The sequence below is a fragment of the Pseudoalteromonas gelatinilytica genome, assembly GCF_001641615.1.
Taxonomy (GTDB): domain Bacteria; phylum Pseudomonadota; class Gammaproteobacteria; order Enterobacterales; family Alteromonadaceae; genus Pseudoalteromonas; species Pseudoalteromonas gelatinilytica.
The window spans coordinates 266,777-279,055 of record NZ_LRRU01000004.1 but is presented as its reverse complement, the minus strand read 5'-3'; the positions used below and the strand labels follow the sequence as shown (position 1 = coordinate 279,055).

8 protein-coding genes are annotated in these 12,279 nt (G+C 42.2%); 3 read left to right on the top strand and 5 right to left on the bottom strand.

Annotation, left to right across the window (positions count from 1 at the left end; translation table 11 throughout):
* The first annotated feature begins 110 nt into the window (after positions 1 to 110).
* A complete protein-coding gene (locus NH153_RS01825) occupies positions 111 to 584 on the top strand; it encodes a VOC family protein (protein WP_063700397.1) in 474 nt (157 codons plus the stop codon).
* On the opposite strand, the gene NH153_RS01820 is transcribed toward NH153_RS01825, so the two are convergent.
* Positions 581 to 2,221: a BamA/TamA family outer membrane protein gene (locus NH153_RS01820; protein ID WP_105174707.1), complete on the bottom strand. Its 1,641-nt coding sequence runs from the start codon at positions 2,219 to 2,221 to the stop codon at positions 581 to 583. The two genes, NH153_RS01825 and NH153_RS01820, sit on opposite strands and share 4 nt — an antisense overlap.
* A gap of 235 nt (positions 2,222 to 2,456) precedes the next feature.
* Between NH153_RS01820 and NH153_RS01815 the strand changes: the two genes are divergently transcribed.
* Positions 2,457 to 3,770 (top strand): DASH family cryptochrome, encoded by a 1,314-nt coding sequence (locus NH153_RS01815; RefSeq protein WP_063700395.1) that lies wholly within the window; start codon positions 2,457 to 2,459, stop codon positions 3,768 to 3,770.
* Positions 3,771 to 3,885: 115 nt separating this feature from the next.
* Positions 3,886 to 5,568: a sensor domain-containing diguanylate cyclase gene (locus NH153_RS01810; protein ID WP_063700393.1), complete on the top strand. Its 1,683-nt coding sequence runs from the start codon at positions 3,886 to 3,888 to the stop codon at positions 5,566 to 5,568.
* Here NH153_RS01810 and NH153_RS01805 read toward each other — a convergent pair.
* From NH153_RS01805 to NH153_RS01790, 4 genes are all read right to left on the bottom strand, one after another.
* Positions 5,554 to 6,123 (bottom strand): DUF2799 domain-containing protein, encoded by a 570-nt coding sequence (locus NH153_RS01805; protein WP_063700391.1) that lies wholly within the window; start codon positions 6,121 to 6,123, stop codon positions 5,554 to 5,556. The two genes, NH153_RS01810 and NH153_RS01805, sit on opposite strands and share 15 nt — an antisense overlap.
* A 119-nt stretch (positions 6,124 to 6,242) precedes the next feature.
* Entirely contained in the window at positions 6,243 to 7,910 is a 1,668-nt protein-coding gene (locus NH153_RS01800) for an asparagine synthase-related protein (protein WP_063700389.1), read from the bottom strand.
* A gap of 105 nt (positions 7,911 to 8,015) precedes the next feature.
* On the bottom strand, positions 8,016 to 9,899 hold the full coding sequence (locus tag NH153_RS01795) for a propionyl-CoA synthetase (RefSeq protein WP_063700387.1): 1,884 nt from the start codon (positions 9,897 to 9,899) through the stop codon (positions 8,016 to 8,018).
* Between the two features lie 160 nt (positions 9,900 to 10,059).
* A complete protein-coding gene (locus NH153_RS01790) occupies positions 10,060 to 12,276 on the bottom strand; it encodes a tetratricopeptide repeat protein (protein WP_156503605.1) in 2,217 nt (738 codons plus the stop codon).
* Between the last annotated feature and the right edge of the window lie 3 nt (positions 12,277 to 12,279).

Below are 12,279 nucleotides of genomic sequence, written 5' to 3'. Positions count from 1 at the left end.
CATATTTAAAACGCCAGCGAAAGATTTCGCTGGCGTTTTTACTATTAGATTCGTGAAATTAGCTACAGCTGCTACCTTTATAACTCACACATTTATCGTTGAGGTGTAACATGGCTGTTTCTGCAATCCCAAAAGGTTTCCATGCGGTAACCCCGTATTTGATTATTGATGGCGCAACAAAAGCTATCGAATTCTATAAGCAGGCTTTTAATGCCGAGCTTGTAATGCAAATGCCAATGCCTGATGGTGGGGTGGCGCACGGCGAGATAAAAATAGGCGACTCCTACATCATGCTTTCTGACACCTACCCTGAAATGGAATACAAATCTCCACAGCAGCTTGGCGGTACACCTGTCAATATGATGCTGTATGTTGAAGATGTCGATGCTGTTTTTGCCAAAGCGTTGTCGCTTGGCGCGAAAGAGCTACGCCCTGTGCACGACCAATTTTATGGTGATAGGTCGGGCACGTTAGCCGACCCTTTTGGCCATATATGGAACATCGCGACACATAAAGAAGACCTAACCGAACAAGAATTAATCGAGCGCATGGGAGAGCTCATGAGTAAAGAGCAGGATGCTTAAAAAGTTGTTTCAACCGACATTCCTATTTGCCATGAATCAACGTCTTGGTAACTGCCCAGAGGCGTACTAAAGTCGATATGGATCACATTGTCGTTACTTGAGCGCGATGAATATAGGCGAATACCTAGACCTGCACTGGTTAGCATTGAATCTGAAATATTTGCAGTTTCAGTGCTGCCAAAAGCTTGGCCTACATCAACAAAGCCAACAAAGCCTACATCTACAAACTGATACAGATTGATGTTAGGGTACATTCTTAGTTCCGCCGTTGCTTGTACGCTTGAAGTACCATGTTGGTAACTTTCTGGGAAGCCACGCATACCTTCTTCACCCCCAACAGCCAGTGGTTTGTCAGCAAATTCATGGTTTTGCCAATGACCATTTAGATGCGCATAAAAAGCAAATGAGTCTGACCAGCGATAGTTCATTTGTGCTTTTGAATAAAGCGCTAAACGGTCATCAAGCTCAGTTCCGACATTGCCTTTGATTCCAGCGGCAAATCGATACAAGGCGTTATTGTTAAACCACGCTTTGGTAAGGTTTGTATCAAATAAAAAGCCTTGACCAAAATTTACGGTATCGATGGCAAACTTTGAATTTAGCTCCCAACCTAGGTTAACGTCTTCGTTGTGGTTTATTAGGTCAATATCGTGCAAAACGGCGTAATTGTCTTCTAGCCAATGTAATCCGACCCAAGGCGCTGCAATGGTGTAATCGTTAAGGCCTGCAAGCAAAGGCTCTGTTTCAAAAGGGCGGTAACTGACATCTTCGTAATCAATCCCAGCAAGCCAGTGAAAGGTTTGCTGACTGTCTTGCGATAAAATTCCGCCGTAAGCAAACTGGGCGATTAATTCATCAGTAAAAAACTCTGAACGTGTCATGCCATTTTGATAGATATAACTTTTTTGCTTTTGTGATTTAGCAAAGTAGCGCATAAGTGCGTCACTGCTGCGTTGATAAAAAGGCTGATGATAATCCACTAAAAACACTTGCCCGTCATCGTAATCATCAGCTTGTAAAGTGAGGGTTGCATGAGGCTGCCAAGGCACTGGCATTTGCAGCACTGAGTGGTAGCCTGAGCGTTCATGATCTGATTTATACTTTAATGATGCGCGAATACCGTAGCCTAAAAAGTTTTCTTCTTTAAAACCTAAGCTGTATTTATTATTGCCGCTACTACGGCCAAAATTAATGGTTGGCAATAAACTCCAGGTATCCCAGGTATCGATTTGCACCACGCGGGGTTCATCTTCAAGGCAATCTTTTGTATAGCTAACCTTGGCATCTCTTAAGTATTTTTTGCTGCGCAGAATACGCTCCGCTTCTTGTAGCTGACGCTCACTGACTTGGTCACCCTCTTTGAAGGTAATTTGCTCACTAACAACTTTGTTTTTGGTATCTATGTGCAGCCAGTTGATAAAGCGATGTAGGGCGGTTGTTTCAGGGTCATTAGGATCGAAAATCGTATGCGTATCAATGTTGAGTTTATCAACAGTGATGTCTTTGTCTTCGCTTAACTCTGCAGTAGGTTTGCTTTTTACTTCACAAACCACATCTAAGCTTAAAGGCTCGTTTGCATAAACAGTCCCTGTAGCAGTGCATGTTATTAATAAAACGGGTGTTATTTTATTCATCATTATTATGCCTACTAAATACCAAGGAGATGCAGCGTGTTTGGCTTTATCAACCTTTAAATTCTTTACAGTTATCAGCATAAAATCGCTAACTTAAGAAAAACTTAACTAAAACTTAAACTTCATTGAAGATTGTAAGTTTATGATTAATAAACGTTATGCTAACTAATTATGACAAAGTTAATCGAGAAATAGCTGGCTTACGTATGATTTCTTAAGGTTTCTAATTGAGTAAATAATGAAAAAGCGTGTTTTATATTGGCTGCAAAATGATTTACGCCTAGTCGACAATGAAATTCTATCTGAGTTAGCTGATTTTGATGGTGAGCTTGATTTAGTGTTTGTGATTGAGCCGCGCTGGTTTAGGCAAACTAACTATCAATCAAAACCGTATGGGACGCATAAATACCACTTTTTACGTGAGAGCCTAGCCGCATTTGCACAAGCTGTTGAGCAACTCGGGCAAACACTTCATGTAATTACAGGTGAGCCTGAGCAAGTAATCAGTCATCGTTTGCAAAAATATGATATTGAAACATTGGTTTGTACCGAGCAAGTTGGCGTTTATGAGCAAAAACAGCTAAGAAAAATCAACGCATTGTGCCCACAAGTGACGGTAAAAACATATCAGCAAGATACATTGTTTAAAGCAGCAGACTTGCCTTTTCAGCTTGATAACTTACCTAAAAACTTTACAGCCTTTCGCAAACTGGTCGAAGCTGAGCCAACCTTTATAGCCGCGCCACAGCAAGCGGTTAGCCACTTACCTCATCCTGTACAACTATGCCCTGACAACCTTATTGCTGATGTTGCAACTCAATCGGGCGTTTTTAAAGGTGGTTTACTTGCAGCTCAGCAGCATTGTAATGCGTACTTCTCATCTCAGGCGCCAAGCAGTTATAAAGAAACACGTAATGAGTTAGACGGCTTTAGCAACAGTACTAAGTTCAGTGTATGGCTCGCTGGTGGCACAATTAGCGCAAAACAGCTATACCGAGAAGTGGAAGTGTATGAGCTACAAAACGGTGCGAATGAGTCGAGCTATTGGATAAAGTTTGAATTACTGTGGCGCGAATATTTTAAGTGGCATGCAATGCGCTCTGGCGCAACACTCTTTCAGTTTAAAGGGCAAAAGCACAGTGCACCGCTGACGACTTTTAACAGCCAGCGCTTTAATGCCTGGTGCCAAGGTCGCACGCCATTTGCTTTGGTTAATGCAATAATGCATGAGCTTAATGCGACAGGCTATATTGCTAACCGCTCTCGGCAAATTGCAGCAAGTTGTTTAGTTAACGAGCTTGAACTTGATTGGCGCTATGGTGCAGCGTATTTCGAACAGCAACTCATTGATTATGACGTGGCTGCAAACTGGGGTAATTGGCAATATATAGCGGGGGTCGGCGTTGACCCTAGAGGCGGTCGACATTTTCATATTAATAAGCAAACAGTCCTTTATGATCCTCTGGCGCGTTACATTCGAAAATGGCAAGGAGATCAAACCATCGTAAGCACAATCGACAGTGTTGATGAGGTGGATTGGCCAAAAATGTAATAGCCTGCGTTAGATCAATATTCTTCACGGATTTTTAGTGTTTTTTTATTTTGTTAACTAAAATAATGATTAAGGCTTACTTTTATTTCGGGTGAGCTAGTTAACAAGGCTAATTATGGCATTTAGTGAAGGGTATGATGCGATTAAATCGCAGCTTGGATTAGACATTGCTCAGCTAATTCTCGACAGTGGGGATGCGGGTGTCTGGCTTTGGAATGTACAAACAGGCGAAACCATTTTCAATGATAAGTGGGCCGATATTATCGGTTACACACTGCAAGAATTATTGCCAGTTTCAATAGAAACTTGGCTCAGCTTTGCTCACCCTGACGACCTATCAAAATCGGAACAGCTATTAAACGCTCACTTTAAAGGTGACTCTAAGCGTTATATTTGCGAAGCGCGAATGAAGCACAAACAAGGGCATTGGGTTAAAGTGCTCGATAAAGGCCAAGTGCAAAGTTGGGATGAAAATGGCAATCCTGAATGGATGCTAGGCGTTCATATCGATATTACTGAACAGTGGTTAAAAGAGCGAGAAATTGAGTTTTTACATGCTAAATTGCAAAAGTTTACTGATAACTTACCGGGGTTTGTTTATCAGTATGTGGTGGAAAAAGATGGCACCGCATATTTTCCTTTTGCCAGCTCCAAAGTCTTCAAGATTTATGGCTGCACAGCAGATGATATAAAAAATTCTGCAGATTTAATCATGCAAACGATTCACCCAGATGATTTAGAGCGAGTCGTTAAAAGCATTGAGAAATCGCGAGTCGAATTATCCGATTGGCATGAGGTATATAGAGTTAATCATCCAACTAAAGGTGTGATTTGGGTTGAAGGAAAATCCTCACCTATTGCCCGTGCTAATGGCAGTGTTGAGTGGAATGGTTATTCAGAAGATGTCACTGAAGAAGTTAAAAGCAACGAAAAAATACAGCTGCTTACAGCCGTTTTCTCAACAACAAGCCGCGGTATATTAATAACCACCTCTGAGCCTAAAATTGTGGATGTTAACCCTGCTTTTGAGCAAATTACAGGCTTTTGTAAGGCAGAAGTGCTTGATAAAAACCCATCTATACTTTCAGCTAAGCAGCAACCCACAGAGTTCTTTGAGTTGATGTGGGAGAGTTTAATACACAATGGGCGCTGGCAAGGTGAAATATGGAACAAGCGCAAAACCGGTGAAGTTTTTCCTGAGTTGTTAACCATAGATGCCATGTATGACGAACATGGTCAAGTGAGTCATTACATTGGTGCATTTGATGATATTTCGCAGGCAGTAGAAAAGCGCCAACTGCTTGACGAATTAGTCAATCAAGACCCTCTAACTAAGCTGTTAAATCGGCGAGGTTTAGATATTCAGTTACATTCATTTTCTCATCATGCGGCGAATGAAGGTAACCAGTTTTCGTTGATTTATGTCGACCTTGATAACTTTAAACTGGTGAACGATACCTTTGGTCACGAGCAGGGCGATAATCTACTTCTTGAAATCAGTGAGCAGCTTTCACTTCAGCTGCGTGATAAAGACATATTAGCGCGCATTGGTGGCGATGAGTTTGTGATTGTGTTGCCAACGTTAGCAAAACTCTCTGTTTGCCAAGACATTGCTGGACGCTGCCAAAAAGCAGTTGAAGGCGTAGCAAAGCGCTACGCAACAAAAGTGCCTGTGAGTGCTAGTTTTGGTATCGCGCTTTACCCAGAAGATGGTAAAAACGCCAAAGAGTTACTCGCCACAGCTGACGAGCAAATGTATAAGATGAAGCTTAAACATAAAGCATCACCACTCGGTTGATATTTCGACACTCGGCAATTTATTTAAAAGCGGAAGTAAAGCGCGCTCTTTGCGTAAGTCTTTGCGCTCGTTTTCTAAGTCTTTACGCTCTCGATATAGCGCTTTTTGCTGGCTATTATCAAGCTGATTGCTGTTAAGCTCTGCACGAATATCTTTTAGGCGACGGTCTATGTCGTCAATTCGGTCATCAATGTATATCAGCCTTTGTTGTACTTCGTACCTATCATTACCTTCTTGCCATGCTTTACGAAACGCCGTGCTATTACAAACACCATTGTAAGATGCGCCTTGCATACCAAGGGTAAAGCCATTTTCGGGCTCACAATACACTGCCAGACCTTGATCATATCCCACTTTATATTCAGCAATATCGGCACTTACGCCATATTCGCTGCATTGTGATAAGGCATCGATGCCATCACGATACTCAGTGCCATCTGCACCATGTTTATAACCAATACCATGCCAATTGGCTTGTAAACATTCATCTTTACTGACTGAGGTACAGCCTGCTAATACGATTAATGGCAGTAGAGGAAGTGTCCATTTTCTCATTAAAGTCTCAGCTTAAATTATTAATAACTGACTTGATTCTAGCCTGTAATATTATTTTTTAGAAAGTAGTTTTTGTATTTCATAATAATGCCCTCAGATGAGGGCATTATGACTATCAATTACCACTGACAGAACCGCTGAGCAATGCGTATATTTGGCTGGGCATTCTTTAAGTGAGCTAATTGTAATAAGCATAACGCGGTAAAGTGACTGCGTTTGATCAATTGATGGCGATCAAAGCGCATGATCTCGTACCACAGCTTAAAGAGCTCGCCAAAACGCATCAGATTGTTATTGTTAAACTGCCACTGTGATTGGTAATTTACCTTGATAGGGCAAGGCATATGACCCGGATAAGCTTGCCATGGTGCAAGCATAGCTCGTGGGTAACTGGTTTTCAGCCAACGTTGATAAAAGCGGTGTTTACGTACATATTCAACTGGGACAGCTAGAGGATATTGCAGTACTTTCCACGAATAAAACGGATGGAAGAACTCCATTTTAAATTCGCATACTTGCTCGTTCGGAATGCTTAAATGATGGTGTTGATCATTGAGTAGTAAAAACAATTGGAATGCTTTTTCCAGTGGTAATTCAGCCAAGGGTTTAAAACTAAGTTTTAGGTTATCAATTAGTTTTTGTTGCAGCATAGACGCATTATGAACCACTGACTTTGGCAAATAAGCGTACTGCTGATCTAAATAAGCTTGAATGAGCTTATCAAGATTGTTTTCTTTTGCCGCCTCATAAATAGCGTCGCCATAAAATACGGCACCTAAACCAACACTGCCACCATTACCTGACCAACTAATTTGTGGTCTTGAAACGGTTTTATATTCATTGTGATGTGCTTTGCGCCAGTATTTGCCAAGGCGCTGCTCAACAGAGAGCTTTTGCGTGTCGCGTACTTGCACAACTTCAAGTTTAAGGGCATTTTGCGAAGCATATTGTTTTGCGCAGTAGAGATCTTGGCTATCTGATTGCGAAAAATTAAACGACTTAAGCTCAACACCTTGGCGTAAGAGCTCGCAGTTAATTAACCGTGAATCAAGGCCACCTGACAGAGTGCTCAGCACTTTTTTATCGGTGTGCATCGCTTTTGTTACAACACTGCGAAAAGCCTGAGTAACGCCTTCAATTGCATCGGTCACCTCTCGGTTTTGTTTGGCAAGGGCGACCCAATCAAAGTAACGTTGCTTTACCACGCCGTGGCTGGCATCAAAACGTAATATTTCGCCTGGGTATGAGCATTTAATGTTTTTATAAGGCGTGTGATCTAATAGCGGGTAACCAAGCACAGCAAGTTCTGTGAGTGCTTCGGCATCGCTTTCAAGCTCAATACTCAGTTGTTTAAATATCCCCAAGTTGGTTGAAAACAGTAAGCCTTGCGCCGTTTTTAAGGTGTAAAATGGTTTTAAGCCAAGTGGGTCGGTGGCAAGTACTAAGCTGCCTAATTGGCTATTAAACTGGCAAAAGCTAAAAACCCCTTCACATTGCTGTAAGCAGGTGTTGAGCGAAGCTGTATTGGCCATGGCTTTTAAATCATCACTGCGCGAGCTGCTGAGTAAAGGATGACCAATCAGCGTTGCAATTTGCGACTCAGTTTGCAACCAACTCGCTTGTTGGTAAGCATCAAAGTCATAGTGAAAAATAGCTCCATTATCACAATCAAAGCGCTGAACATCTGCTTTTTTATAGCGATTAAATACATCAGCTATTTGATTAATATAATGAAATTCTGTTTTGCCTAATTCATTGAATTGGATATAACCTGCGATAACAGCCATGTTAACCACCTTTTCGTTTGCTAACTTACATGTAAAGTTGCAAGCCATAGGCCAAAACGAATAAAGGCCTTAAACAAGGCCTTTGGGTAACATTACAAAAGCTGATCAGCGATTGTTAAGTTGTTGGTTGATTTCATCAAAAATACTTGCATCATCAATGGTGGATGGAATTTGTAGTTCTTCACCATCGACCAATTGACGTAAATTCTTTCTGAGTATTTTCCCTGAGCGGGTTTTTGGGAGGCGCTCAACATGCAAAATGTTTTTCAGGCAGGCAATGGCGCCAATTTGATTTCTTACCGATAGGATCAACTGTTGCTCGACTTCTTTGCTATCGCCAAGGTAATCGTCTTTGAGCACTATCATCGCCATAGGTAATTGCCCTTTGAGTGCATCGTTAACACCAAATACTGCGCATTCAGCAACAGCAGGGTGGGCTGCTACAATTTCTTCCATTTCACCGGTTGATAAGCGATGACCCGCAACGTTAATTACATCGTCGGTACGACCCATAATAAATAGATAACCATCGTCATCAATATAGCCGCCATCACCAGAAAGGTAATAACCCGGGTACTCGCTTAAGTAGCCCGCTTGAAAGCGTTCATTGTTTTGCCAAATTGTTGGTAAACAGCCAGGAGGTAAAGGTAGTTTAATAACCACAGCGCCACTTTCGTTTGCTGCACACTGCTCACCATTCATATCAAGAATTTGTACATCAAATCCCGGTGTTGGCACCGTCGAACTACCCGGCTTAGTAGCAAGTTGTTCAATACCAATTGGATTACACGCAATTGCCCAACCTGTTTCTGTTTGCCACCAGTGGTCGAGTACAGGCAAGCCGGTGTTGTCTTTTAGCCATTCATAAGTGGGTGGATCTAGGCGCTCACCGGCCAAGAATAAACGTTTTAAACTTGAGGTATCGTATTGTTTAAAGCCCTCGGCGGTAGGGTCTTCTTTTTTAATTGCGCGAAACGCAGTAGGAGCACTGAATAAAGCAGTGACTTTATAATCTTCTACAACACGCCAAAACGCACTGGCATCTGGGGTTCTAATGGGTTTGCCTTCATAAAGTACACTGGCACAGCGATAAATGAGCGGTGCATAAACAATGTATGAGTGACCAACCACCCAGCCAATATCAGAGGCCGCCCAAAATACCTCGCCGGGCTTCATGCCATACACGGTTTCCATGCTGTAATGCATTGCAACTGCGTGACCACCGTTTTCTCGAACCACTCCTTTAGGTGTGCCTGTGGTGCCTGATGTGTAAAGAATGTAAAGCGGGTCGTCGCCTGCAACAGGCACTGCATCGACTGCACTTGCTGTATCAGAGGCTGATTGCCAATCGATGTCTCGGCCATCTTGCATCTCGGCAATGGCTTGTTCACGCTGAAATACAATACAGTGTTCAACAGCATGCTTGGCATTTTCGAGTGCTTCATCAAGCAGTGGTTTATATTCAATCACATGATTGATTTCGACCCCGCAAGACGCAGTAAGCACAAGCTTAGGCTTTGCATCATCAATACGCACCGCGAGTTCGTGCGGTGCAAAACCACCAAATACAACGGAGTGAATGGCACCAAGGCGCGCACACGCCAGCATACCAATAACCGCTTGTGGGATCATTGGCATATAAATGACTACGCGGTCACCTTTGCTTACGCCAAGGGATTGCATGAGTCCTGCAAATTTAGCAACTTGAGTTTGTAACTCGCCATAAGTGTATTGTTGTTTGGTATTGGTAACAGGGGAGTCGTAAATCAGTGCAGTTTGGTCGCCATAGCCTGCTTCGACATGTTGATCGAGGGCTAAGTAACAAGTGTTTAACTGACCATCGGCAAACCAATGGTAAAAATCATTATCGTCATATTGATAAGGGGCACTTGGCTCTTTAAACCAAGGAATTCGTTTACTTTGCTCAAGCCAAAACTGACCCGGAGCGCGCTGGAACTGTTGATATTGTTGTTGATATTCGCCCGCCATTGTGAGGCTCCTATACTTTTTAGTGAGAGATTTGTACAACGTACTAAAAAATATAGGGCGGTTTTTGATTAAATAATATGCGACCTTGGTCGGCATTAATTGGGCTAAATGTCGTGAAATCGCCCTGTTTAGGGGCGATTTTAGGGAATCGTGGTGCTAATTAAACCTGTTGTTCACTAATAAGCGGTAAGCAAATGAGGATCTTAACGCCACCTAGCTCACTATGCTCAGCTTTAATAGTGCCTTTGTGTGTTTCTATCAGGCTTTTACAAACCGCCAGTCCAAGGCCTGAGCCACCCGTTTGGCGGCTGCGCGACTTATCAACGCGGTATAAACGTTCGAATATTTCAACTAACTGATTATTGGTAACGCCGGGTGGGGTATCTTCAATACTAAAAGTAATACTCTGCTCTGAGGCCATTGCTATAAATTTAATTTTGCCGGGTTTATCAGTATAAAAAGTACTGTTTGATAAAAGGTTCGTCAGTACTTGCTTAATTTTATCGATATCCCATGTCACCTTGATATCAGCAGCAACGCGAATGTTACTGGTAAATTCAAAACCTTTGTTTTCTACAAAAGCAGTAAAGTCTTGCTGCCAAAGGGATATTACATCAGCCAGTAAATAGGGTTTTAAGTTCAGATATAGGCTATCGGAGTCAGCTTGTGCTAGTTGATGGATATCACGGATCAGTACATTGATATCGGTAAGTTTTCGATTAATGGCATCGTAAGAGGCATCTACGTCTTTGGCGATATTGTATTGCAATGCTTCAACTTGCAATTGTAGTGCTGTGAGTGGCGTGCGAATTTCATGAGACACATCGGCTAGTAAGCGGTTCTTTTTATCAACGACTTCTTGGAGTAGCTGGGCTCGTTCACTGGCAAGCTTACGCTTTTTAAATGAGCGGTAACCAAAGCCAGATATCAGCAAAATCACGCAGCTTAAGCCCAGTAACCACGCTTTGAATTGCCATTCACTTTCGCTTAGTTGAGCCGCTTGAATTTGCTTTTCAGCACTCAATTGGTTGATTTCTTGCTGATTTCGCATAAAAGCTACTTGGCTTTGCATCGCGGCCACGGTTAAGTCGTGCTGATTTTTACCTGTATTATCCTCAAGGGTTTGATAGCGGTTTTGCGATTCAAATGCTTGTTTATACAGTTGTAAAGCAAGGTAAGAGTCAGTGAGTAACTTATTTAAGCTAATTTGATCTTCAACATCTTGCAGCTCATCAGCCTGTTTTAAAGCCTGCTCTGCGGTTTTAATTGCTTCAGCGTGATCATCCAGGGCTTGATTGATACGTGTTTGGGTGATCCCTAAAGATACCAAGTGTGAGCGAAAATTATAGTCAGTAGCGATTGCCAAAGCGCGGTTGATATAGGCTTGCGCTTCACTTATGTTATTTTGTTTTAAAGCAATTAACGCCATTAAATCGTACGAGCGACATAGCCCAGTGTTTGAAGATGATTGCTGATAATAGCTAATCGACTTTTCTGCGTAGTCTGTGGCTGTAGCAAGTTCACCTTGTTTTAGCGCAGCATAGCCAACTTTCATGGCACTGTTACCGATGTCGACTTTAGAGCCAATTTCTAAATCTAACACGTGAGACATTTTAAAGTGCTTTAACGATTGAGCACTGTCGCCCATACGGCGGTAAACTTCGCCAATTTCGTAAAGCGAATCGGCTATGCCTTTTTTGTCATCAAGCTTTTGATGCAAAGAAAATGATTGAGTTAAACTTGCAAGCGCCGCATTGTGATCGCCAATAATGGCTTCGATTATTCCTAGATTTAGTAATGCCGATGCATACGATTTGTCATCATCAAATTCATGTAAGATATTAACAGACTTTTGTGCCTCATTAAGGGCGGCTATGTATTTATCTTGCCAGCGTAAAATGGCTGCTAATCGCTCATAAGACTGAGCAATTAGCACTGAATCTTTTATCTGTTTGGCAATAGATAATGCATCTCGGTAGTGCTGCTCTGCTGTTAGAAAGTTACTTTTTCTACCTTGTGCGTAGCCCTGAATAAGTATCGCTCGTACTGCGATAGCCTGATTACTTTGCTTTTGCCCGTACTCCAGTAGCTGCTCTGCATAGCTCAGTGCTTGATCATAATCACCACTGCTGACATTCATAAATGCCAGCGATTCGAATGCCTCTTGTATGATGTTAGGCTCATTGACAAGGGTTGAGTCGTTAGTTAACTGCTCAAATATTTCAGTGGCTTGGTTTGGGTTACTGTTACGTAACGATTGTGCTTCGTTTAGCTTTTCTAACGCTTGTTCAGAGGTTATTGCAAAGGCGCTGAGCGATAAACAGCTAAGTGCACAAGCTAAAGCTAAGCTTTTGTAAAATAATGGAGTATTTTTCATTTT